At 71.6% G+C, this 23,603-nt stretch carries 21 protein-coding genes; 7 read left to right on the top strand and 14 right to left on the bottom strand.

Annotation, left to right across the window (positions count from 1 at the left end):
- The 8 genes from ABZ449_RS11255 to ABZ449_RS11290 form a co-directional block, all read right to left on the bottom strand.
- The coding region (locus ABZ449_RS11255; RefSeq protein ID WP_360343809.1) for a beta-ketoacyl synthase N-terminal-like domain-containing protein at positions 1-1,715 on the bottom strand (1,715 nt) is incomplete at its 3' end.
- Between the two features lie 107 nt (positions 1,716-1,822).
- Entirely contained in the window at positions 1,823-2,224 is a 402-nt protein-coding gene (locus ABZ449_RS11260; RefSeq protein WP_360343812.1) for a hypothetical protein, read from the bottom strand.
- 226 nt (positions 2,225-2,450) lie between these two features.
- Positions 2,451-3,695, bottom strand: a complete 1,245-nt coding sequence (locus ABZ449_RS11265) for a class I SAM-dependent methyltransferase (protein WP_360343815.1) — start codon at positions 3,693-3,695, stop codon at positions 2,451-2,453.
- A gap of 22 nt (positions 3,696-3,717) precedes the next feature.
- The gene (locus ABZ449_RS11270) at positions 3,718-4,839 is read right to left on the bottom strand and encodes a DegT/DnrJ/EryC1/StrS family aminotransferase (RefSeq protein ID WP_360343818.1); all 1,122 of its coding nucleotides are present in this window, start codon (positions 4,837-4,839) and stop codon (positions 3,718-3,720) included.
- A gap of 5 nt (positions 4,840-4,844) precedes the next feature.
- Complete coding sequence (locus tag ABZ449_RS11275) at positions 4,845-6,149, bottom strand: acyl-CoA dehydrogenase family protein (RefSeq protein ID WP_360343821.1); 1,305 nt, start codon at positions 6,147-6,149, stop codon at positions 4,845-4,847.
- 140 nt (positions 6,150-6,289) lie between these two features.
- On the bottom strand, positions 6,290-7,159 hold the full coding sequence (gene rfbA / locus ABZ449_RS11280; protein ID WP_360343824.1) for a glucose-1-phosphate thymidylyltransferase RfbA: 870 nt from the start codon (positions 7,157-7,159) through the stop codon (positions 6,290-6,292).
- Between the two features lie 64 nt (positions 7,160-7,223).
- Positions 7,224-8,375 carry an acyltransferase gene (locus ABZ449_RS11285; RefSeq protein ID WP_360343826.1) on the bottom strand — a complete coding sequence of 384 codons (1,152 nt, stop codon included), beginning with the start codon at positions 8,373-8,375 and terminating at the stop codon, positions 7,224-7,226.
- A gap of 175 nt (positions 8,376-8,550) precedes the next feature.
- Complete coding sequence (locus ABZ449_RS11290) at positions 8,551-9,699, bottom strand: DegT/DnrJ/EryC1/StrS family aminotransferase (protein ID WP_360343829.1); 1,149 nt, start codon at positions 9,697-9,699, stop codon at positions 8,551-8,553.
- Positions 9,700-9,936: 237 nt separating this feature from the next.
- Here ABZ449_RS11290 and ABZ449_RS11295 point away from each other — a divergent pair, with 237 nt between their 5' ends.
- Both ABZ449_RS11295 and ABZ449_RS11300 read left to right on the top strand, forming a co-directional pair.
- Positions 9,937-10,737, top strand: a complete 801-nt coding sequence (locus ABZ449_RS11295; protein WP_360343832.1) for a methyltransferase domain-containing protein — start codon at positions 9,937-9,939, stop codon at positions 10,735-10,737.
- 31 nt (positions 10,738-10,768) lie between these two features.
- The gene (locus ABZ449_RS11300; protein ID WP_360343835.1) at positions 10,769-11,944 is read left to right on the top strand and encodes a nucleotide disphospho-sugar-binding domain-containing protein; all 1,176 of its coding nucleotides are present in this window, start codon (positions 10,769-10,771) and stop codon (positions 11,942-11,944) included.
- Between the two features lie 208 nt (positions 11,945-12,152).
- On the opposite strand, the gene ABZ449_RS11305 is transcribed toward ABZ449_RS11300, so the two are convergent.
- The 5 genes from ABZ449_RS11305 to ABZ449_RS11325 form a co-directional block, all read right to left on the bottom strand.
- A complete protein-coding gene (locus tag ABZ449_RS11305) occupies positions 12,153-13,160 on the bottom strand; it encodes a Gfo/Idh/MocA family oxidoreductase (RefSeq protein WP_360343838.1) in 1,008 nt (335 codons plus the stop codon).
- Positions 13,161-13,221: 61 nt separating this feature from the next.
- Positions 13,222-13,827, bottom strand: coding sequence for a dTDP-4-dehydrorhamnose 3,5-epimerase family protein (locus ABZ449_RS11310; RefSeq protein WP_360344290.1), 606 nt, complete (start codon positions 13,825-13,827; stop codon positions 13,222-13,224).
- 59 nt (positions 13,828-13,886) lie between these two features.
- Positions 13,887-14,612: an AfsR/SARP family transcriptional regulator gene (locus tag ABZ449_RS11315; protein WP_360343841.1), complete on the bottom strand. Its 726-nt coding sequence runs from the start codon at positions 14,610-14,612 to the stop codon at positions 13,887-13,889.
- 920 nt (positions 14,613-15,532) lie between these two features.
- A complete protein-coding gene (gene kynU, locus ABZ449_RS11320) occupies positions 15,533-16,759 on the bottom strand; it encodes a kynureninase (protein WP_360344293.1) in 1,227 nt (408 codons plus the stop codon).
- A gap of 143 nt (positions 16,760-16,902) precedes the next feature.
- Entirely contained in the window at positions 16,903-17,733 is an 831-nt protein-coding gene (locus ABZ449_RS11325) for a tryptophan 2,3-dioxygenase family protein (protein ID WP_360343844.1), read from the bottom strand.
- Between the two features lie 187 nt (positions 17,734-17,920).
- Between ABZ449_RS11325 and ABZ449_RS11330 the strand changes: the two genes are divergently transcribed.
- Complete coding sequence (locus ABZ449_RS11330) at positions 17,921-18,382, top strand: Lrp/AsnC family transcriptional regulator (RefSeq protein ID WP_360343847.1); 462 nt, start codon at positions 17,921-17,923, stop codon at positions 18,380-18,382.
- A 110-nt stretch (positions 18,383-18,492) separates the two neighbouring features.
- Entirely contained in the window at positions 18,493-19,032 is a 540-nt protein-coding gene (locus ABZ449_RS11335; protein WP_360343850.1) for an NADPH-dependent FMN reductase, read from the top strand.
- Between the two features lie 89 nt (positions 19,033-19,121).
- Here ABZ449_RS11335 and ABZ449_RS11340 read toward each other — a convergent pair whose 3' ends face one another.
- Positions 19,122-19,754, bottom strand: a complete 633-nt coding sequence (locus ABZ449_RS11340; RefSeq protein ID WP_360343853.1) for a MarC family protein — start codon at positions 19,752-19,754, stop codon at positions 19,122-19,124.
- A gap of 212 nt (positions 19,755-19,966) precedes the next feature.
- On the opposite strand from ABZ449_RS11340, the gene ABZ449_RS11345 reads away from it, so the two are divergent.
- From ABZ449_RS11345 to ABZ449_RS11355, 3 genes are all read left to right on the top strand, one after another.
- Positions 19,967-20,527 carry a DoxX family protein gene (locus ABZ449_RS11345; protein WP_360343856.1) on the top strand — a complete coding sequence of 187 codons (561 nt, stop codon included), beginning with the start codon at positions 19,967-19,969 and terminating at the stop codon, positions 20,525-20,527.
- A gap of 124 nt (positions 20,528-20,651) precedes the next feature.
- The gene (locus ABZ449_RS11350; protein ID WP_360343859.1) at positions 20,652-21,275 is read left to right on the top strand and encodes an FxLYD domain-containing protein; all 624 of its coding nucleotides are present in this window, start codon (positions 20,652-20,654) and stop codon (positions 21,273-21,275) included.
- A 375-nt stretch (positions 21,276-21,650) separates the two neighbouring features.
- Positions 21,651-23,468, top strand: coding sequence for a glycosyl hydrolase family 18 protein (locus ABZ449_RS11355; protein WP_360343862.1), 1,818 nt, complete (start codon positions 21,651-21,653; stop codon positions 23,466-23,468).
- The last annotated feature ends 135 nt before the right edge of the window (positions 23,469-23,603 follow it).

Raw genomic sequence — 23,603 nt, forward strand, 5'->3', positions numbered from 1 at the left:
TCGGCGAAGACGGGTGAGGTGTCGAGGAGTTCGAGGCCCATGCCGGGCCACTGGGTGCCGTGGCCGGGGAACACGAACACCGTCTTCCCCGGGACGTCGCCGGTCCGGCCGGTCACCGCCAGGGGCGCCGGGTCGTCCCCGGCCACCGCGGCCAGTCCGTGCAGGAGCTCCTCGCGGTCGGAGCCGAGGACGACGGCGCGGTGCTCGAACGACGAGCGCGTGGTCAGCAGCGAGAAGCCGACGTCGACGGGGTCGAGCCGCCGCTCCTCGACGGCGGTCCGCAGGGCGGAGGCCTGGGCGCGCAGCGCGGTCCGGTCCCGCGCCGACAGCACCCACGGCACGACCCGGCCGTCGGCGGCCCCGGTGCCGGGTCCGGTCTCCGGTGCCGGGCCCCCGGTGGGCTCCCCGACGGCCGGGGGCGGCTCGGCGACCACCACGTGGCAGTTGGTGCCGCCCATGCCGAACGAGTTGACCCCCGCGACCAGCGGCGCGTCCGGCCGGGGCCAGGGCCCCGGCTCCGTGCGCACCTCGATGTTGAGGGCGACCGGGTCGATCATCGGGTTGGGCGTCTCGTAGTTCAGGCTGGCCGGGAGCTGCCGGTGCCGCACGCTGAGCGCGGTCTTGATGAGGCCGACGATCCCCGCCGCGCCCTCCAGGTGGCCGACGTTGGTCTTGGCGGAGCCGACCTGTAGCGGCCCGTCCGTGCGGGCCGTGGCGAGCGCGGCGCTCACCGAGGCGGCCTCGACGGGGTCGCCCACCCTGGTGCCGGTGCCGTGGAGCTCCACGTACTGGACGGTGCCGGGGGCGAGGCCGGCCCGGTCGTGGGCCAGCCGCATGACGTCCCGCTGGGCCTCGGCGCTGGGCACGGTCAGGCCGTCCGTCGCCCCGTCGTTGTTCATCGCGGAGCCGCGGATCACGCAGTAGACCCGGTCGCCGTCGGCGACCGCCCGGGCGAGCGGCTTGAGGACGACGAAGCCGCCGCCCTCGCCCCGGACGTAGCCGTTGGCGCGCGCGTCGAAGGTGTAGCAGCGGCCGTCCGGTGAGAGTCCGCCGAACCGTTCGGTCTCGACCGCGGCCGCCGTCGCGAGGTTGAGGTTGACGCCGCCGGCCAGCGCCACCTCCGACTCGCCGGACAGCAGGCTCTCGCAGGCCAGGTGCACGGCGACCAGCGCCGAGGCCTGCGCGGCGTCCACGGTGAGGCTCGGGCCGCGCAGCCCGAGCGCGTAGGAGATCCGGTTGGCGATGATGCCGCGGCTGGTGCCGGTCAGCGAGTGCCGGTCGGCGGCCTCGGGGCCGTGGTGGCGCCTCAGGGCGGCGTAGTCGTCGCCGATGGCCCCGACGAAGACGCCGACGGCCCGGCCGGCCAGGTCGGCGGGGACGGTCATCGCGTCTTCCAGGGACTCCCAGGAGAGTTCGAGCATGAGCCGCTGCTGCGGGTCCATGCTCGCGGCCTCGCGGGGGGAGATGCCGAAGAAGGCCGCGTCGAACCGGTCGACGTCGTCGAGGAACGCGCCGTGCCGGAGTCCGGCCGCCCGGTCCGCCCCGGGCCAGCGGTCGGCCGGGGTCGCCGAGACGGCGCTGCGCCCCTGTGCGAGCAGCTGCCAGAACGCGGCCGGGTCCGGTGCCTGGGGCAGGCGGCAGGACAGCCCGACGATGGCGATCGCGGCGCCCTGTTCGGGGAGGGCTCCCCCGGGGACGGTGAAGTCGTCGGGCATGGGTCCTGGCCGCCTTCCTCGCACAGCTGAACATCGTCGGGTGACATGGAGAAACCGAGCGGCCAGGTCTTTTCCTCGCCGCTCGGGGAAACGCCGGAACGCGCGGCTCAGTCCTCCATGAAAAGGGTCGCCACGCAGATCGTGGTGTGTTCGTCGGGCCGTTCGACGAACTTGAACGTCCGCGTTCCCGTCTTTCCGGCGTAGCGTCCGCTGACGCCGATCGCGGGGAAACTGTTGACGCGGAACTCGGCCCCGTCCGGGTCCTCCTGGGCGACCGGGCCGGTCCAGCTGATGACCCCGTCGGCGAGCGTCTCGGTGGCGGTCATCAGCTGCATCAGGCCGCCGTCCACGGGGTTCCCGTAGACCACCGACATGCCCTCCGACGTGGACACGAGCGCGCCGTCCGCGTCGTAGAGCTCCTCGGTGAACGTCAGGTGGTGCCCGACTCCGGGCCGGGTCTCACGGTGCACCGTGGTGTGACAGACCTCGCGGAGATTCTCCAGGTACATGGATTCCAGTTCTCCCGTTCCGGACGGTGACGGCGGGCCGGCGCTTCCGGGACCGTCAGGAAAATCATGGCCAGCGGGCCTTAACCGGTCCTAAGAAAGGGGCGGCCGCCGGGGCGCGGGAGGGGAATTCGGGATGGTGCCGGCGCCGCGGGGGCGGCGGAAAAGCCGCCGCGGCGGACACCCGGCGCCTTGCGCCCGGTGTCCGCCGCGGCGGGGTGTTCGGCCGTCAGACCACGTGGACTTCGGGCACGTACAGGATCCAGCGGCCGCCGGCCTGCTGGAACTCCTGCTCCTTGGCCATGATCTCCTCGGCGTGGTTCCAGGCGAACAGCAGCGCGTAGTCCGGGTAGGACTCGCTGAAGGCCGTCGGCGGCCGGACCGGGATGTGCATGCCCGGCGTCAGGCGGTTCTGCTTGTCCGGCGTGGTGTCGCAGACGAACTGCACGAGGTCGGGGCCGATGCCGCAGAAGTTCGTCACCGTGGCGCTCTTCGCGGTCGCGCCGTACCCGACCACGGTGCGGCCCTCGGCCCGCAGCCGGGTCAGGAGCGCCTTCAGGTCGTCCCGGATCGCGGTGACGTTCGCCGCGAACGCCCGCAGGGTGGCGAGTTCGCCGAGCTGCTGCGCGGCCTCCTCGGCGAGCAGCCGGGCGACGGCCTCGGACGGGGTGCGGGCGCCCCGGCGGGCGAGCCAGTACCGCACCTCGCCGCCGTGCACGGGCAGCCGGTCCACGTCGACCAGTTCGAAACCGAACCGCTCGGCGGCGGCCTGCACGGAGCCGGCCGAGAACACGAAGAAGTGCTCGTCGTAGATCTGGTCGAAGGACGTCTTGGCGACCACGTCGCCGAGGTACGGGTCCTCGAAGACGAACACGCCGTCGGGGGAGAGCAGCGCGTCGACACCCTTGAACACCGAATCCAGGTACGGGATGTGGCACATGGTGTTGGCGGCGTAGATGACGTCTGCCGTGCCCTCGGCGGCGCGGACCTCCGAGGCGGTGGCCTCCTCGAAGAAGTCGGTGCGCACCCGCACCCCCTTCGCCTGCGCCACCTTGGCGACGCCGCTGGAGGGCTCGAACCCGAGGTGGCGCACGCCGGCGTCCTGGACGGCCTTCAGCATGATGCCGTCGTTGCAGCCGATCTCCACCACGAACGGGTCGGGCCCGGTCAGTTCGGTGTCGAGCAGGCGCTGCGCGAGGCCGGCGAAGTGCTCGCGCATGACGGAGGAGCCCGACGAGTGGTACGGGTACTCCTCGTGGAACATCAGGTCCCGGGGGACCTCCTCGGTCAGCTGCACCATCCGGCAGGCGGCGCACTGGCCGACGGCGAGCCGGTAGAAGAACTCGCCTTCCGTGCGGTCGGGTTCGAGGAACCGGTCGGACAGGGGTTGGCGGCCCAGGTCGAGGAACTCCGTCACGTCGCCGCCGCAGACGCGGCAGGCGACCGGTGCGGTCACATCGGCTGGATCGGTCATGATCGAACTCCTTGGTGGTGAGTCAGAGCTCCGTCAGTACCTCGCGCAGCGCGCTGATGACCTTGTCCTGGAGATCCGGGGGCAGTGACGGGTACATGGGCAGGGAGAAGATCTCCTCGGCGAGACGCTCGGTGACCGGCAGCGAGCCCTGGGCGTAGCCGAGTTTGGCGAACCCGCTCATCGTGTGGACGGGCCACGGGTAGCTGATGTTCAGGGCGATGTCGCGCTGCTTGAGCCGGTCGATGATCTCGTCGCGCCGCGGGTGGCGCGCGACGTAGACGTAGTAGACGTGTTCGTTGCCGGGGGTGACGGAGGGCAGGACCAGGCCGCCCGGCCCGGTGAGGTCGCCCAGGCCCTCCTGGTAGCGGCGGGCGACCTCCCGGCGGCGCTCGATGTAGGTGTCGAGCCGGCGCAGCTTGGTGCGCAGGATCTCGGCCTGGAGCTCGTCGAGCCGGCAGTTGTGCCCGGGGGTCCGGACGACGTAGTAGACCTTGTCCATGCCGTAGTAGCGCAGTTGGCGCAGTTCCTTGGCGATGTCCGGGTCGTCGGTGAGGACGGCCCCGCCGTCGCCGTAGGCGCCGAGCACCTTCGTGGGATAGAAGGAGAACGCGGCGGCGTCGCCCATCGTCCCGGCGATCCGTCCGTGCTGGCGGGCGCCGTGGGCCTGCGCGCAGTCCTCCAGGACCGCCAGCCCGTGCTCGGAGGCCAGCCGCCTCAGCGGCTCCATGTCGACGCACTGGCCGTACAGGTGGACCGGCAGCAGGACCTTGGTGCGCGGGGTGATCGCGGCGGCGACCTGCTCGGTGTCCATGAGGAAGTCCTCCTCGCGGACGTCGACGAAGACCGGTGTCGCACCGGTCGCGTCGATGGCGAGCACGGTGGGCGCCGCCGTGTTCGACACGGTGATCACCTCGTCGCCGGGGCCGACGCCGAGTGCCTGGAGCCCCAGCTTGACGGCGTTGGTCCCGTTGTCGAGGCTGACGCAGTGCGCCAGTTCGTGGTACTGCGCGAACTCGGCCTCGAAGCCGTGCACGCTTCTGCCGAGGATCAGCTGTCCGGACTCCAGCACCGTCTCGACTGCCGCGAGCAGGTCCGCCTTCTCCTCCCGGTACTCCGGAAGGTAATCCCATACACGAGTCGTCATGTTCCTCACCGTGACATCGGGTCAGGATGCGGTGCATCCACGGATTTTCCGTCCTTGGTGGCGCGGGTCGCCCAGGTGCTCATGTAGTCGTTGTCCCGCTCGATCCCGAGCGCCTGGGTGCTCAGGAAGTCCACGGCGTCGGCGTAGGCGTACGGCTGCATGAACCCGCCGGCCCGTACGTCGCGGTAGAGCCGGGACAGCGGGTGGGCTGCGGTGAACGACGCGCCGCCGACCAGGGTGAGGCAGTCGTTCACGATTCCGGGGGCCAGCTGGTTGACGATCAGCTTGGCGCACTGGAAGGGCTGCATCATCTGCCGGCCGCGCTCGGCGGAGTCCCCGGACAGGTCCGCACTGCGGGCGTCGGCCGTGGTGAGCGCGGTGGCGACGGTGGAGCGCAGCGCGTACAGCCGGGCGCTCAGCTCGGCGACCAGGGTGCGCGCGGCGGCGGGCACCGGTTCGGACCGGCGGGCGAGCGAGGCCACCGCCAGGTCGTAGGCGGACTGCGCGATGCCGACGTAGGCGCCGAGCATCCCGATCGAGCTGACCGTCTGCCCGGCGAGCACCGCGTCGTTGCGGGCGCCGACCAGGTCGCGGACGAAGACGTCACCGGCCGGGATCGGGCAGTCGTCGAAGACGATGTCGACCGTGCCGGAGGCCCGCATCCCCAGGCCGTCCCAGTTGTCCAGAACGCTGAACCCGGGGGTGTCGCGGGTGACCACCGGGGACATCAACCGGGGTGCCTCGCCGGGCAGTTCCGTCTTCGCGTTGATGACGAAGTGGGTGCCGATCGGCCCCATGCTCACCAGGGTCTTGCGGCCGGACAGCCGCCAGCCGCCGGCGCCGTCGGGCGTCAGCCGGGTGACCGCCGTGTGGTGGTCCTTGATGCCCGAGCACACGACGGCCTCGCCCGCGACCATCATCCGCAGCAGCCGCTCGGCGAGGGCGCGGGCCTCGGGGCCGCCGTGTCGCCACTCGTAGCCGAGGGTGATGCCCCGGCTGAACTGCATGTGCAGCGCGAGCGCGGTGGAGGCGTCGGCGTGGGCGACGTGCACGAGCGCGACCGCGACGTCGTGCAGCCGGTCCACCCCCAGACCGCCGAGCTCGGCCGGCACCGTCGCACCCATCAGGCCGTCCTTGCGGAAGGCGTCGAAGGTCTCGACGGGGAAGGTGCCGTCGCGGTCGTGCTCCGCCGCGGTGGCGCGGATCTGCGGCAGGTAGCCGGTGAGCCGGTCGAGCAGGGCGCGGCCTGCGGGGGTGACCGGCGCGCGGAGTCCCGTTGGCGGGGTCTGGTGTGCCGTCGGTGTGGACATGGTGTGCTCCGTACTCTTTCCGTCGGCGGTCATCGGCGTTCCGTGCTCCCGGTCGTCGGTGCGTCCGGTCGTTCGCTACTTCTGCGGCAGCGGTCGTCGACGTGCGGCCGGTGGTTCGACGACACGTCCCCGTGCCCGGCTCAGTCGGCCTTGCCCGATATCGCCATGACGTACCGGCCGTAGCCGGACTTCCGGTGCTTGCTGCCGAGCGCGTAGCAGGCGTCCGCGTCGATGTACCCGAGGCGGAGCGCGATCTCCTCCAGGCAGCCGAGCCGCACCCCGCGCTGCTCCTCGGCCCGGACGAAGGCGGCCGCGTCGAACAGGCCGTCGTAGGTGCCCGCGTCCAGCCACCTGGTGCCGCTGTCCAGCGAGTGGATCCGGGCGCGGCCCTGGGCGAGGTAGGCGCGGTTGACGTCGGTGATCTCCAGTTCGCCGCGCGCCGACGGAGTGATGCCGCGGACCACGTCGACGACGTCGCCGGAGTAGACGTACAGGCCCGTCACGATCTCGGAGCTGCGTGGCCGCGCCGGCTTCTCCTCCAGGCCGATCAGGCGTCCGGCGGCGTCCTTCTCGGCGACTCCGTAGGGGCGCGGATCGGGCACGGTGAGGCCGAAGAGGGTGCAGCCGTCGACGTCGGCCAGGCTCCGGGCGAGCAGGTCCGGCAGGTCCGCGCCGGAGAATATGTTGTCACCCAGGATGAGCGCCACCGGTCCGGTTCCGATGAATTCGGCGCCGATCCGGAGGGCGTCGGCGATTCCGGCGGGCTGCAACTGCTGGGCGTAGGTGATGTCCAGGCCGACTTCCGAGCCGTTTCCGAGGACCTTCCGGAACATCGGGGCGTCGGTGGGGGTGGTGATGACGAGGAATTCCCGCACTCCGCCCAGCATCAGCGTGGACAGCGGATAGTAGACCATGGGTTTGTCGTAGACCGGGAGCAGTTGTTTGGAGAAGGCGGCGGTCAGCGGATGGAGCCGCGAACCTGTTCCGCCGGCCAGAATGATTCCCTTCACGGGCGGCACCTCTGCTACCTGGGATCGGGCGTCGGAATACTGGGACCGGGCGTTTTCCGTTCGTTCACAGGGCGCCCGCCGGACCGGGCCCCGCGGCCGTCGGCCGTCGCCGGGAGGTGCCCAGGTACCGCGAGGCCGGCCGCTCCACGAGCACGTACAGCAGTCGCGCCGCGACCAGCGAGACCACGAGGGTCAGCAGGATCCAGCCGATCCCGTGGAGCGGGGACAGGACCGTCCGGAACCCGAGCTCCCGGCGGGCACGGACGAGCACCAGGATGTGCAGCATGTACAGCGCGAAGGACGTCTCCCCGAGCCGGAGCATCAGCCGGCCGGACAGGAACGAGCGTCCCCCGTTCGCCTCGTGGCACGCCACCGCCGGGATGAGCAGCGCCATCGGGAGCAGCAGCACGGCGTTCAGCGAGTAGTGGTACGGGGTGTGGTCCGCGAGGACGTAGGCGGCCACGAGCAGGGCCAGCGCGGGGAGCCGCCGCAGGCCGATCCAGCGGTCCTCCAGCACGGTTCGCGCCATCAGGATGCCGAGCAGGAAGTCCAGCAGCCGGACCAGCGGGAAGGTGAAGACGAACCAGTACTGGACGATCGGCTCGCGGAAGCCCTGGCCGCCCAGTGCCAGCTGGAACCTCGGTTCGGTCGGCAGCTGTTCCGCCACCAGGGGCACGCACAGCACCAGGGCCACGACCAGGCCCACCGCCCACCAGAGCCGTTCGGCGGGGATCCGCCGGACCGCCTTCAGCAGGAACGGGAACAGCAGGTAGAACAGCAGCTCGCAGGAGAGGGACCAGGTCACGTAGTTGAAGCTGAGGAAGGTGTCCATCCTCGGCACCCACGCGTGCAGCAGCGTCAGGTTGAGCACCGCCGGCAGCACGGCCGCTCCGACGGAGGCGAAGAGCACCAGCGACAGCGCGAACCCCACGAGGTGGTTGGGGAAGATCTTGACCAGCCGCCGCCGCCAGAACTGCCCGACGGTGTCGTACGTGCGCGCCGACCAGGTCAGGATGAAGCCGCTCAGCACGAAGAAGAACGTGACGCCCAGCGATCCGCCGTGCGCGGTGATCCGGGCGAACGGGTCGGGCTCCGGGGTGGAGGTGCGGAACACCCGCATGGATCCCGCGTGGAAGAGGAAGACGCTCAGGGCGGCGAAGAACCGCAGCCCGGTCATGGAGTCGAGTCTTCGCACCCGGGTCTCGTCAACGGCCATGTGTACGTTCCTCTCTGGGGGGCCTCGGTCGTTCACATGGCCGGTCACGGCCGTTCGGGCACTGTCCTGTTCATGGTCACCGGGACCGCTAAAACCGGTCTTGCCCCCGGCTAGGGCGTGACGCGGGAGCCGCACCGGGTGTCCCCGGCCGGCCCGGCCGGCGCCGGCGCGCGGGTCAGCGGCGGGCTTCGACCGACTTGACGACCTCGCGCGCGACCTGGTCGACCTCGTCGTCGAGCAGGTCCTGGTGCGCGGGCAGCAGCAGGGCGGTGTCCGACACGGCGTCGGTCACCGGCAGCACGCTCTGCGTGGCTTCGTACCGCTGGACCCGGTGCAGCGGGTAGTAGCGCCAGGAGGTGTAGATGCCCTGGGCGAGCAGGTCCTCGCTGACCCCGTCGCGGATCTCCTGGGAGTCGAACCGCAGCCAGTAGAAGTAGTGGGTCGACTCGTGGCCCTCCGGCAGCGCGCAGGGGGTGCGGATCCCCGGCACGCCGGCCAGCGCCCGGTCGTACCGCCGGCCGATGGCCCGCCGCCGGTCGACGAACCCGCCGAGCCGGCGCAGCTGCACCATGCCCATCGCGGCGGTCATGTCGTTGCCGACCAGGCGGCGTCCGATGTCCTCCACCTCGAAGCTCCACCACAGGTGCCGGTGCTGGGACTTGGCGGCGGTGGTGAACGAGCTGCGGTCCTCCAGGCCGTGGTAGGCCAGCCGGCGCGCCCGGCGGGCCCCCTCCGGGTCCCGGACGTACAGCATGCCGCCGTCACCGGTGGTGATGACCTTGCGGGCGTCGAAACTCCAGATGCCGTAGTCCCCGAAGGTGCCGCACCGGCGGCCGTGCGCGCTGGAGGCGACCGACACGGCCGCGTCCTCGATGAGGGCGATGCCGCGCTCGGCGCAGAGCGCGGCGATCTTCTCCACCTCGCCGGGGTAGCCGCCGTAGTGCAGGACGATCACGGCCCGGGTCCGCGGGGTGAGCACGGCGAGGATGTCCTCGACCCGGGGGTTGAGGGTCTCGTCGTCGATGTCGCAGAACACCGGGCGGGCACCGGCGTCGACCACGCAGTTGGCGTTCGCGATGAAGCCGTTCGACGGCAGGACGACCTCGTCGCCCGGCCCGACGCCGACCAGCTCCATGGTGAGGAAGAGACCGGAGGTCGCCGAGTTGAGGAACAGCACGTTGTCGGAGGACACTCCGAGGTGCTCGGCGAACTGCGCCTCGAACTCCTCGGTCCGCGGCCCGGAACCGAGCCACTTGCTGTCGAACACGGCGCCGATCGCGGCGAGTTCCTCCGCCCCGACACTGGGCTGGGTCACATTTATCATTACGCGTCTCCGGATCGAGCGGTACGGTGGTCGGCGGCGGCTCGGATGACGTGCCGACAACCGCCGGGGAGTGCACAGGGATGGGCCGAGTTTCGGGCGTCCGGCTAAAGGTGTCCTAAACCTCGGCCGGACGCTCCGGTTTTAGGGGCTCTTCAGTCGTCCGGGATATCCGTTGGGAGATCACGACGGTTCCTGACCGGGCGAGCGCCCGGTCGCCCAGCGCACCCCGGAGGTAGCATGGCCGAGAGCGTCGGCGCGGTCGACAATGCGGTTTTCGACGAGCGCCTTGCGAATTTCCAGAACTGGCAGGAAACCCCGTGGGGGCAGCTGCGCTATTCGGTGGTGGCCGCCAACCTGGACCGCCACCTGGGGGACGGTCCGCTGCGCGTGCTGGACGTCGCGGGCGGCAACGGCAAGGAGGGCGTCCGGCTGGCGCTGGCCGGCCACCGGGTGACGGTCTTCGACGTGGCGCCGGTCTCCCTGGAGGGCGCGCGCAGGCTCGCGGAGGAGCGCGGGGTGTCCGACCTCGTCGACGTCCGCGAGGGCGACGCGCACGACGTCCCGAAGCTGTTCGAGGGCCAGGAGTTCGACCTGCTGCTCTGCCACAACCTGCTGCAGTACGTGCCGGACCGGGCCGAGGTCTTCCGGGGCCTCGCGACCCTGCTCAAGCCGGGCGGGCTGCTCTCCGTGGTCTGCCCCAACACCTACGCGGTGCCGCTGGAGGCCGCGGTCCGCGAGCTCGACCTCGAAGCGGCCCTGCGCGCCGTCGACGCCCGGACCAAGGCCAACGTCGTGTACGGCAAGGACATCGACGTCCTGGACGTCGCCGAGATCGCCGGGCTGTACCGCGAGTCCGGTCTCGAGGTCGTCGGCACGCACGGCGTGATGAACGTCTGCAACCTCATCGCGGACAACGAGATCAAGCACGACCCGCGGTTCTTCGCCCGGCTGGAGGAGCTGGAGATCGCCCTGGCGGCCCGGCAGCCCTACCCGTCCACGGCGCGCATGTTCCACCTCATCGGGCGCCGTCCGAGTTGATGGCCTCCGGCAACTGCGAAGGGTTCCTGTCATGCGGGTTCTGATCACCGCGGCCACCTTCCGGTCGCACCTCTACCCCCTGGTCCCGTTGGCGTGGGCGCTGCGCGCGGCGGGGCACGACGTGCGGATCGCCGTCCAGCCGTCGCTGGTGGGCGACGTCACCGCGGCCGGTCTGCCCGCCGTCGAGGTCGGCCGCGGCCCCGACTTCATGAGCGAGCTGAAGAAGTCCATCGACTCGGACGGCGGCACCCCGCCGGGCACCGCGCCGAGCATCGACAAGATCGTCGTACCGCACATCCGGATCGCCGAGGCGGTGGTGGCCGACCTGGTCCCGTTCGCCAAGAACTGGAAGCCGGACCTGGTGGTGGCGGACCCGGCGGCCTTCGCCGCGCCCGCCATCGCCAAGGCCGCCGGGGTCCCGCTGGTCCTGCACACCTGGGGGCCGATGCCGGACCAGCTGTGGGCCGACCTCACCTCCGAGCGCACGGCGCGCGAGAACTGGCCCAAGGACCTGGTGGCGTTCCTCGACACCTGGAACGTCGAACTCGGCCCGGACTACGCGGACCTCGTGGTGGACCCCTGCCCGGAGGAGCTGCTCGCGATCCGGATGGCCAAGCGCCAGGAAGCGCGGTACGTGCCGTACAACGGCGCCGGCGTCACCCCGGACTGGCTGGACGAGCCGAAGCGGCGGCCGCGGGTCTGCATCACCTGGGGCACCACCAGCGAGTTCATGGGGCCGGAGGTGCTGCGTCCGCCGCTGCTGGCGATCGAGGCGCTGGCCGGCCTCGACGTCGAGATCGTGGCGGCGCTCGGCAAGGCCGGCCGGGAGCTGCTCGGCGACGCGGGCGAGCAGGTCCGGGTGGTCGACTGGATGCCGCTGTCGATGCTGATGCCGACCTGTGACGCCCTGATCAGCCAGGGCGGCCCGGGGACGGTCCTGGCCGCCCTGGTCAACGGCGTGCCCCAGCTGGTCGTCCCGCAGATCAGTGCCCAGCCGCTCGGAGCCGAGCTGCTCACCAACAGCGGCGCGGGCCTGACCCTCAGGCCCGACGAGCTCACCGCCGAGTCCGTCGTCGCGACCGTCACCGAACTGCTCGACGGGGACTCGGTGCGGCCCGCCGCCCGGGAGCTCGCCGAGCGGAACGCGGCGCGGCCCGACCCGACGCAGCTGGTCGCCACGCTCGCCGACCTTGCGGCCGGTCGGTAGGGACCAGCCGTCCGTCGACGCCCGCGGGCCGCGGACGACCCCGGAGGGGGGAGTCCGCGGCCCGCGGGCGTCGTCCGTCCCCGCGGTGCCCCAGTGCGGTGCCCCAGTGCGGTGACCCGCCGTGACCCGCGCACGGCGAAGGGCCCGCCCTCGCTCTCCTGGATGCCAGGAGATCGAGGGCGGGCCCTTCGCGCCGACCGGCCCGGCGTCAGTCCCCGGCGGAGAAGACGAAGTTCCGGGCGTTCGCCTGCACGGCGTCGACCAGGGACGCCTGGTGGAGCGAGTTCTCGGTCCACTCCTGCGGGCGCTCGCCCCGCAGCACCGCCTGGGCGAAGGCCCGGACGATGTTGGCGAACTGGTCGTCCGGGGGCAGCACGATCTGCTCCAGATGGTCCTGCCGCTCGATGCTGACCACGGGCTGGTGCGTCGCCGGGGGCGTGAAGACGCGGTTCAGCCAGAGCCGCCCGAGGCTGCCCCGGAACTCGTAGCTGTTGGTGTACGAGTGCTCCATGCCGAAGACCAGCTGCGCGGTGACGCCCTGGTCGGTGGTCAGCAGGGCGTTGCCCCCGAGGACCACGTCCCGGGACCGCTCGCGGCGGAACACCGCGCCCGCGACGTCCAGCCCCGGGCCGAGGAACAGCCCGGCCGCGCGGATCGGGTAGACGCCGATGTCCAGCAGCGCCCCGCCGCCCACCGCCGCCTGGTAGCGGATGTCGCCCTGCGGCTTGGGCGGGATCGTGAAGCTCGCGGCGAACGACCGGACCTCGCCGATGACGCCGTCGGCCAGCAGGTCGGCCACCCGCCGGTGCTGGTGGTGGTGGAGGAACATGAAGTTCTCCATCAGCAGCAGGCCCTGCTCGTCGGCGATCCGGAAGAGCCGCTCGGCCTGCGTCCGGTCGGTGGTGAGAGGCTTCTCCGCGAGCACGTGCTTCCCGGCCCGCAGCGCCTTCTCGATCCAGTCGGCGTGCAGGACGGCCGGCAGCGGGACGTACACCGCGTCGACGTCGTCGCGTTCGAGCAGGCTGTCGTAGCCCTCGACCGGGGTGCCCCCGAAGCGGTCGGTGAACTGCCGGGCCTTCTTCTCCTGCCGGCTGGCGATGGCCGTGACCTCGATGAGGGGTTCGGCCACCAGGGCCGGCAGCGTGCGCCGCCAGGCGATGTCGGCACATCCGATGACCCCGACTCGGACCGGTCTGGCATTCCCCGCGTGCTCCATCGGAACTCCTAGAACAAGGTTTCGGTCGGTGGACGGCCGCTGGGGCCGGTTGCGGGGCACCTCAACGGGCGAGTGAGGCGGTGAACGCCAGGGCCTGCTCGTAGGTCGGGAGCAGGCCCTGCGCAGCGGCCTCGGCGAGGGTCGGTGCCGCCGCGTCCTTGTCGGACATGATCGGCGGGCCGTCCAGGTGCCGGTCCCAGGGGATGCCCAGGGCCGGGTCGAACGCCTGGATGTCGACCATGGTGCCCGGTACGTATTCGGCGCCGCAGAGGTAGTTCATACAGGTGTCGTCGGTCAGCGCGAGGAAGGCGTGTCCGATGCCGTCCGAGAGATAGACACCGATTCCCGATTCCGCCTCCTGCAGCGTCACGTCGAATGTTCCGAAGGTCGGGGATCCGACCCGCAGATCGACGGCCACGTCGAGCGCCGCGCCCCGGACGCAGGTGACCAATTTGGTCTGCCCCGGGGGGATGGTGGTGCCGTGGATTCCGCGCACCGTGTTCTTCTTGGATACCGAGTAGTTCACCTGTCGGATCTCGAAGTGGTGGCCGGTCTGTTCCAGTAGTTCGGTGACCCGCCACGCCTCGTAGAATTTACCCCGGCGGTCCGGAACGTGTTTCGTGCCGATCCGGTACGCGCCGGGAATCGACATCTCGGTGATGTCCATGCTGCCCACAACTGGCCTCCTCCGGCTGAACGGGTGGGCCCCGCCACGGGCTGGCGGGGTCAGGCGATGTGCGCCTGTGCCAGCCGGTCGTGGCGGGCACGGACGACGCTGAGGTGGTCGAGCCGGTCGTGCAGGATGTACTCGTGCGTCTCCTGGAGGAAGCGGCACGGCTCCAGCCCCAGCTCCGCGCGGATCTGGTTCCGGGCGGTCTGGTACACCTCCAGGGCGTCCGCCCGCCGGCCGGACAGGGTGAGCGCTTCCATGAGGAACGCGTGGAACTTCTCCCGCAGCGGGTACTCGGATATCAGCGCGTAGAGGATGCGCACGGCCTCGCTGGTCTCGTTCGCCGCGAGCAGTGAACGGGCCAGCATCTCGAGGCACTCGACCCGCAGCTCCTCCGCCCAGTTGGCGAACTCCCGGATGATCGGGCCCTCGTAGGACGTGGCCTGGACCGGCTCGCGCCACAGCCGGAGCGCCTCGCCGAGGGTCTGGACCGCCGCGGCGTACCGGTGCGCGGCCATCTGCTCCCGGCCTTTCTCCGACAGGGCCAGGAACAGTTCCAGATCGAGTTCGTCGTGCCCCAGGTTCAGGACGTAGCCGGGGGTGCGGGTGGTGATGACCCCGTCGTTCCGGGAGAAACGGTTGAGGATCTTCCGTAACTGTGACACGTACACGTGAATCGACGCCCGGGCCCGGACGGGCGGTGTCTCGCCCCACAGCTCCCTCGTCAGCTGGTCCAGCGAGAGGATCTGGCCGTTGCGGATCAGCAGGGTCCGCAGGAGCATTTCCATCTTGTGCGTGCCGACCGGCGGTGAATCGTCGTCGGTCGCAATGCGCACAGGGCCAAGAATTTCATATCTCAAGCTCAGGCCTCCCCCAATAGGCTCCCAACGGGAATGACACCGGTGATCGAAAGAGTCAATATGCGAGAATGACTGACCAGAGATAGCGGTCGCCGGTATCGTCACCTCTCGCCGGGCAGCTGAGTTGAATGTGCCGAAAGGAACTCTAGCAAGGTCGACCGGGAACGGCATACGTCAATCCTTGAGTGATGTGGATCACACCGGCTCGACGGGGTGGCCGTAGCTGGGATTTTAACCGAATTTTAGTGATGCAATCGAGATCTGGTCGTTCCGGTTCTATTCATTTTGGACAGACATGGTTGACGGTGGCGGCCAAAGGTGCTGGTCGCCCCTGGCGGGGGGTATCGAGGATATTTGACGAACGGTTCGTGAAGAGTGCCGCAGGAGGTGCTGGAGGGGGTGGTCGGCCCCGGGCCTGCGGAGATGTCGGGGGGGCCGGCTTCGCCACCCCCTCCCGCCACGTGAGTCCCGGTGGTGCCGGGTTCACGTTCGCGCCCCCCGCGGCCGGATGGGCCGCCCCTTTTCCCCCCGGAGGGCCGGGGGTGGTGTTGACGGCCCGTGGATAATCCGCGGCGCCCCCTCGTCGGACGTCCCGGCGCCGATCCCGGCGGATGTTCGTTCGATTATCCGAAGAGGCCGTCCGGGCCTGGCTCGACGGAATTCGGAGGGCGCTATTCCTATTCCATGACCGATAACTGCCACCCGCTGTCCGGTGTCCGGGACGGGGCCGCGTCCGCGGATGCGGGCGGGTACGCGCGAGGGCCCGCCCGGGGCTTCCGGCTGTCTGCCGGGATCGCCTCGAGCGGGCCCTCGCGGAATGGGAACCGTCGTCGGGGACGGCCTCAGGTCACCTCGCCCCGCCGGGAGAAGCGCTCCGCCCGCCACTCACCGCTCTCCAGCACCTCGGCCAGCTGCCGGGCCGCGTCCCAGACCTCGGTGTACGACAGGTAGAGCGGCGTGAAGCCGAAGCGCATCAGGTCCGGTGCGCGGAAGTCGCCGATCACCCCGCGCTCGATCAGCGCCTGCACCACCGGGTAGCCGTCGGCGTGCCGCAGCGCGACCTGGCTGCCGCGCCGGGCGTGCTCGCGCGGGGTCACCACTTCGACGCCCTCCAGCCCCTCGGTCAGCGAGACGAACAGGTCGGTCAGCGCCAGGCTCTTCGCCCGCACCGCCGCCAGGTCCACCCGCTCCCAGACGTCCAGCGAGGCGCCGAGGGCGGCCTGGCCGAGCAGCGAGGGCGAACTGGTCAGGAACCGGCCGATGCCCGGCTTCGGGTCGTACCCGGGCTCGAAGGCGAACGGCCGGGCGTGGCCGAACCAGCCGCTCAGCGGCTGGAGCGGGCCGGCCGCCAGGTGCCGCTCGGCGACGTACAGGAAGGCCGGCGAGCCGGGGCCGCCGTTCAGGTACTTGTAGGTGCAGCCGATCGCGAAGTCGGCTCCGGCGGCGTCGAGTTCGACGGGCAGTGCGCCCACCGAGTGGCACACGTCCCAGATCATCAGGGCGCCCGCGGCCCGCACCCGGGCGGTGATGCCGGGCATGTCCAGCAGCTCGCCGGTGCGGTAGTCCACGTGCGAGAGGACGACCGCGGCGACGTCGCCGTCCAGGTGCCGGTCCAGCTCCTCGGGGCGGATCAGCGCGCTGCGCGCGCCCTCGACCAGACCGGTCACGCCCTCGGCGATGTACAGGTCGGTCGGGAAGGCCTCGGCGTCGCCGAGCACGGTGCGCCGGCCCGGGCGCAGCCGCAGCGCGGCCGACAGCACCTTGAACAGGTTGACCGAGGTGGTGTCGCAGACGACCACCTGCGCCGGACCGGCGCCGATCAGCGGCGCGATCCGCCGCCCCAGCCGGTACGGCTGCTCGAACCAGCCGGCGTCGTTCCAGCTGCGGATCAGCTCCCGGCCCCACTCCTCCTCGACCACCTGGCGCACCCGCTCGGGGGTGCGCACCGGCAGCGCGCCGAGCGAGTTGCCGTCCAGGTAGATCACCCCGTCCGGCAGGGCGAACTCCTTGCGGAACGTCGCCAGCGGGTCGACGGCGTCCAGCGCCGCGCAGTCCTCGCGCGTGGTCATGCCCATCCCCTCGGTCCCCTTGCTCACGGCTCGCTCCGTCCCTGCCCGTCCCGTCCCCGCCTGCTCCGTCACGGCCCGCTCCGTCACGGCCCGCTCCGTCCCGGCCGGGCCCGTCCCCGCCTGCTCCGTCACAGCCGGCCCGGTCACAGCCCGTCCCGGATCGTCCACAGCTCCGGGAACACGTCCTGCTCGGCCGACTTGCGCAGCCAGGCCAGCCCGCTGGAGCCGCCCGAGCCGGGCTTGCCGCCCATGGTCCGCTTGACCGCCGAGAGGTGGCGCTGGCGCCAGCGGGTCACCCGCTCGGCCACGTCCAGCAGGGCCTCGCCGAGCGGCTGGAGCGCGGCGAACTCCGGCTCGGTGTACACCCGCCGCCAGGCCGCCTCGACCTCCGCGGAGGGCTGGTAGCGCTGTTCGGAGGGCGCGCGGTGCGGGGCCAGGCCGCGGCGCGCCAGCAGTTCCAGCGCCTCGTCGTACAGGCCGGGGGAGCGCAGCGCCTCGGTCAGCTCGGCCTGGGTGCCGGGCATCCCGTCGTACATCTTCAGCAGCGCGGCGTTCTTGTTGCCGAGCAGGAACTCCAGTCGCAGGAAGGCGGAGGACTGGAAGCCGGATGCCTCGCCGAACAGCGAGCGGAAGGAGTTGAACTCGTGCGGGGTCATGGTGGCCAGCAGGTCCCAGGACTCCACCAGCACGTCCTGCACGTGGGTGCCCCGGCGCAGCGCGGCCAGCGCGGCGCTCAGGTCGTCCTCGCGCAGCGCCTGCCGGGCGAGCGTCCACTCGTGCCGCAGCAGGTCGAACAGCAGCTCCATCACCTGGGTGGTGACGATGAACGACAGCTCGGCCGGCTCCTTGCTGCGCGGGTGCTGCAGGCCGTGCAGCTCCTCCAGGCGCACGTACTCGGAGTACGGGGTGCCCCGACCCGGTGCTCCGCCCCGACCGAACGACAGGTTGGGCCTCTCCACCGTGTCGTGCCCCATCCCGATCCCTCCTGATCCTCCGGGCCCGTCGCCCGGTCCGGTGAACCAGCCGGACTGCCGGGTTCCACCTGGTGCCCATTGTGCGGCGGCGGTGCCCCCCGCTTGAATGGTCGACGGGCATCGCAACCGCCGTCGCGGCTGTCGTTCGCGAGGCGTTCCGCCGATTCGCTTTACGAACGGAAATCCCTTGATCCCGACCACCGGGGAGGCCGCCTTGGACGCCGTCGACCGCCGTCTGCTCGCCGAGCTCCAGTCCGACGCCCGGCTCTCGTACAACGAACTCTCCCGCCGGGTGAGCCTGTCCGCACCCGCGGTGGCCGAACGGGTCCGCCGGCTGGAGTCGGAGGGGGTGATCAGCGGCTACCACGCCCACGTGGACCTCACCCGGGCCGGGCTGCCGATCACCGCGCTGGTCCAGATCCAGTGCTACGGCCCGCGCTGCGTGCTGCGCGATCCGGAGGTGCCGACCTGGCCGGAGGTGATCCAGCTGCACCGGGTCACCGGCGGGGCGTGCTGCGTGCTGCTGGTCGCGGTGTCGACGATGGCCGAGTTCGAGGCGGTGTGCGACCGGCTCGGCGGCTACGGCCAGCCGTCCAGCTCGATGATCCTCTCCAGCCCGGTGCCCTGGCGGTCGGTGGTGCCGCGCTGAACGCCGCCGCCCCGCCGCCCCGCCGCCCCGCCGGTCGTCGGCGATGGCGGATGGCGGATGGCGGATGGCGGCTGGCCTTGACGCGGGCGTCAAGGAGTAGGTTGCCCGGCATGCCGAACGAGCGTCACATCCTGCTGCTGCCCGGGAGCCTGCGGGCCGGTTCCACCAACGAGACCGTGCTGCGCACCGCGGCCGCCGTGGCGGCGGCCGCCCAGGGCCTGCGGGCCACGTACTACGGCGGGCTGGCCGGGCTGCCGCACTTCAACCCGGACCACGACACCGACCCGCTGCCGGAGCCGGTGGTCGGTCTGAGGGCCGCGATCGAGACGGCCGACGCGCTGCTGGTCTGCACCCCCGAGTACGCCGGGACGCTGCCGGGCGCGTTCAAGAACCTGCTGGACTGGACGGTCGGCGGGATAGAGATCTCGGACAAGCCCACCGGCTGGATCAACGCCGCCGGCCCGGGCCGCGGCCTGGGCGCCGAGGCCACCCTGCGCACCGTCCTCGGCTACACCGGCGCGGCCGTGCTGGACGAGGCCTGCGTCCGGCTTCCGCTGGAGCGCGGCGCGGTCGGCCCGGACGGGCTGGTCGCCGACCCGCTGGTGCGCGAGCGGATCGGCGAGGTGCTGGCCCGCCTCGCGGCCGGCTGACCGGGCGGATTCCGGGCTCGACGCCCGTCACGGCCCGGCGCCCGCCCGGCGCCCGTCCGTCGCGGCCCCGGGCGCGGGTCCGGGCGGGCTCAGTGGCCCTCCGGCAGGTGCACCCCCAACCCGGCCAGGCCCTCCAGGAAGAGCTCGACGCCGACCGCCGCCAGCAGCAGCCCGAGCAGCCGGGACAGCACCTCCAGCGAGGTGCGGTGGGTGCGGCGCATCAGCGGCGCGAGCACCGCCACACAGAGGTAGTTGATCACCGCGACGGCCACGTACGCCCCGGAGACGGCGGCCTTCCAGCTCCAGTCGTCCTGGTTGAGCGAGGCGACCATGACGGCCGTGACGGCGAGCGGGCTGGCGATGTACGGCAGCAGCAGTTCGCGGATGCCGTCCACCAGCGGGTTCGCCAGGTGTTCGTCCTCGTCGGCGTCCGAGCCGAGGTGGACGCCGAAGACCAGGGCCACGGCGTAGACGAAGAAGATCGCCCCGCCCGCGAGCTGGAGCGACTGGTCGCTGATGTGGAACAGCGTGGTCAGCTCGTCGGCCCCGAAGCCGAGCACCAGACCGATCACCGCCGCGATGGCCGTGCTCAGCGCGGCCAGCCGGCGCAGCTCCTGGTTGCTGCGGGTCCCGGCCAGCCGGGCGAAGGCCAGCAGGGTCTTCGGCGGGCCGACCACGGCGAAGAAGGTGATGAAGGCGCTGCTCAGGTTGAAGACGAACATGGGCCAAGCATGACCGCGGGGCCCGGGGCGGCCGGTCCGCCACGCCCCGCGGCCGGGCGTGGCGTGGCTCTCCCCACCGGCGGTTCATTCCCGGTCACGGCCGAATTCGCCCGGATGGCGGCCCCGGGTCGAAGGGACGGGCGCCCTCGGTTGCTATGGAGTCAGGACGGCCGGCGAGCGGGGCCACTCCGCCGCGGAAGCGAGGATGCGACATGTGCCTGAACCGTAAGGACCTGGGCCTGCTGGCCCTGCGCAGCGCGGTCGGCGGCGTGCTGATCGCGCACGGTACCCAGAAGCTGTTCGGCTGGTTCGGGGGCGGCGGCCTGGAGGGCGCCACCCAGGCCATGGAGCAGATGGGGTTCCACCCGGCCCGGCAGAGCGCGCTGGCGGCCGGTCTCGGCGAGGCGGGCGGCGGCGCGCTGCTGGTGGCCGGGCTGGCGACCCCGGCGGCCGGCGCGGTGGTGGCCGGGACGATGGCGGGCGCGGTGTCGGTGCACGCCCCGGCCGGCTTCTTCGCGATGTCCGGCGGCTACGAGTACCCGGCGTTCCTCGGCGCGACCGGGCTGGCGCTCGGCCTGGCCGGCGCCGGCCGCTACTCGCTGGACCACCTGACCGGCCACGTCTTCGACCGGCCGTGGGTGGGCCTGGTGTCCTTCGTGGCGAGTGCCGCCGGGGCGTACGGCGTCGTCGCCCGGCGCCGGCACCAGGTGCGGCTGCGCGAGGAGCGGGCCGCGGTGGAGTCCGACTCGCAGGAGGGTTCGGGGCTGTCCTGAAGCCCTCCCGGCGGCCCGGCTCACCCGGAGGCAGCAGCCCTGCTGGCGGCGGCCCCACGGCCCTCGGAGGGTGGGCCTGGAGGTGTGCCGGGCAGCCCGGCGCCGACCGGAAACGAGGGACCGCATGGACCGCCAGCCGCTCACCCGCGCGAGCGCCCTGACCCCGCCGAGGGTCACCGCCCAGGACCTGGACGCACCGCCGCTGCGTCGCCAACGGCACGTGGTGGCAGGGGTGTTGGCCGTGGCGGTGGCCGGCGCGGCGGCGCTCGCGGGCTGCTCCTCCGGGCAGAGCGCGAGCAGCGTGGCCTCCTCGGCGGCGGCCGCGGTGGAGAAGGGGGCGAGCGCCGCCGCCTCCGCGGCCTCGGCGCTGGCCTCGGTGGCCGGCGGGGCGGGATCCGCGATCGCCTCGGCCGAGGCGCAGGCCTCGGCGGCGGTGTCGGCGGCCTCCTCCGCGGTCGCCGGGATCAAGGGCGGGCTGGACGCCAAGGGGGACGTCACCGCCGGGGCGGTGACCACCGGTTCGGACGGCAAGCCGCAGGTGCAGCTGACCGTCACCAACCACGGGCAGCAGTCGTACCGGTACGTGATCCAGCTGAACTTCACCGACGGGTCCGGCAACGTGCTGGACGCGACCGCGGTGACCGTCCAGGACCTGGCGGTCGGGCAGAGCACCCAGGTCACCGCGCACGCCCACCGGGACCTCTCCGGCACGGTCAAGGCCGAGGTGGCCAACGCCGTCCGCTACTGACCCGGCCGCCGGGGCCGGCGCCGGCTCCTCCGTCGAGTCCGTGCCGGCTCCTGCCGTGAGTCCGGTGCCGGCTCAGGGTGCGGCCGCCCAGCTCGGCGCGGGGGTGGAACCTTAAGCGGGCCTCAAGGCCCAACGGCACCCCTTGACGGGCGAGTTGGTCTAGTCCATTTTTATTGCCCAGGTGCAGGGAGCCCCTGAACCGGCGTCGGCGGCCTCGTGCGGCCGGCGCCGGTTCGGCACATCCCGGTAGTCCGTCATGGTCTGATCCCGCTCGATTCCCCACCCATGCCTGTCATGTCCCGGTCGTCCGGCCCCACCCCGGACGCGTGCCCCCCCGGGGCGACGGGAACCCCCACAACCAGGAGTCACGCACCCATGCTGCGCTCACGCATTGAAAGGGCCGGGACCCCGGCGCCGCAGGCCGGCCGCCGACGCCGCCCGAAGAGCATGGCCGCCATCGCGGCCGGCACCACCGCCTCCCTGCTGCTCGGCGCCGGCCTCGCGCTGTCCGGCGGCGGCGCGGCCAACGCCGCGACCACCAACTCCACCGGTGCGCCCGCCACCAGCGGCGGCATCAAGGTCGCCTACTTCGACCAGTGGTCGGTCTACGCGAACGCGTACTACCCCAAGACGATCCAGGACACCGGCGTCGCCAAGAACCTGGACTACCTGATCTACTCGTTCGCCAACATCCACCCGACCGACCTGGGCTGTTTCGAGGCCACCAAGGCCGCCGACGGGAACGACAACAACCCCAATGCGGGTGACGGCGCGGGCGACGCGTTCGCCGACTACCAGAAGAGCTTCGGCGCGGACATCTCGGTCGACGGCGTCGGCGACGTCTGGAACCAGCCGATCGCGGGCAACTTCAACCAGCTGAAGAAGCTGAAGGCGAAGAACCCGAACCTCAAGGTCCTGCTCTCGCTGGGCGGTTGGACCTACTCCAAGTACTTCTCGCCGGCCTCCGCCACGGACGCCTCGCGCAAGCACCTGGTGTCGTCCTGCATCGACATGTTCATCAAGGGCAACCTGCCCAAGGACGCCGGCTTCGGCGGCCCGGGGTCGGCGGCCGGTGTCTTCGACGGCATCGACATCGACTGGGAGTACCCGGGCGGCGGCGGCCACACCGGCAACATCTCCAGCCCGGCGGACAAGCAGAACTTCACCGCGCTGCTGAAGGAGTTCCGCACCCAGCTGGACGCGCAGGGCGCGGCCGACAAGAAGACCTACGGCCTGTCGGCGGCGGTCGGTGCCGGCCAGGACAAGATCATGAACGTCGAGACCGACAAGATCGGTCAGTACCTGACCTTCCTCGACGTCATGACCTACGACATGCACGGCGGCTGGGACGCCCAGGGCCCGACCAACCACCAGTCCGCGCTCTACTCGACCCCGGACGACCCGTCGACCCCGGCCAAGCCGGGCAACGGCAAGTACTCGATCGACAACGCCATCAAGGCGTGGACGGTCGGTGACAAGGAGTACGGCATCCCCGGCGGCTTCCCCGCCAACAAGATCAACATGGGTGTGCCGTTCTACTACCGCGGCTGGACCGGCGTGAAGGACAACGGCAAGCACGGCCTGTTCCAGCCCGCCACCCAGCCGGCGGCCGGCGCGGCGATGTCCGGCAACGTCCCCGGCATCCAGATGTACAAGGAGCTCTCGGGCTTCGTCGACAACCCGTCCAAGACCTTCTGGGACGACGGCGCCCAGGCCACGTACTTCTACGACGGCAACACCTTCTGGAGCGGTGAGGACGCCAGGTCCATCCAGGCCAAGCTCGACTACGCGCACTGCAACGGCCTCGGCGGCTCCTTCGCCTTCTCGCTGTACGACCTGGGCACCAAGACCGCCCTGTTCGACAAGATGGTGAGCGCCACCAACGGCTCCGCGTCCGCCTGCCCGGCCCCGCCGACCGGCACGCCGACCCCGACCCCGACCTCGACCGGCACCCCCACGGGCACGCCGACGGGCACGCCGACCGGCACCCCCACGGGCACGCCGACCGGCACCCCGACCACCCCGGCCTCCTGCCCGAGCGCCCCGAGCTGGGACGCGAACACCACCTACGCGGCCGGCGGCACCAAGGTCTCGTGGAAGGGCCACTACTACACCAACAAGTGGTGGACCAAGGGCGACGACCCGAGCCTGAGCGGCCAGTGGGGCGTCTGGACCGACAACGGTCCCTGCTGACGGTCCACCGGACCACCGGGGGCCCGACGGATCCCCGCAGCACCTGAAGCGACGGGTCCGGCCCGCCGGGAGGAGCATCCTCCCGGCGGGCCGGACCCGTTCGCGTTCCCCGGTCCCCCGGGGCACGTCCGTCCG

This window comes from Kitasatospora sp. NPDC005856 (genome assembly GCF_040629945.1).
Lineage (GTDB): Bacteria > Actinomycetota > Actinomycetes > Streptomycetales > Streptomycetaceae > Kitasatospora.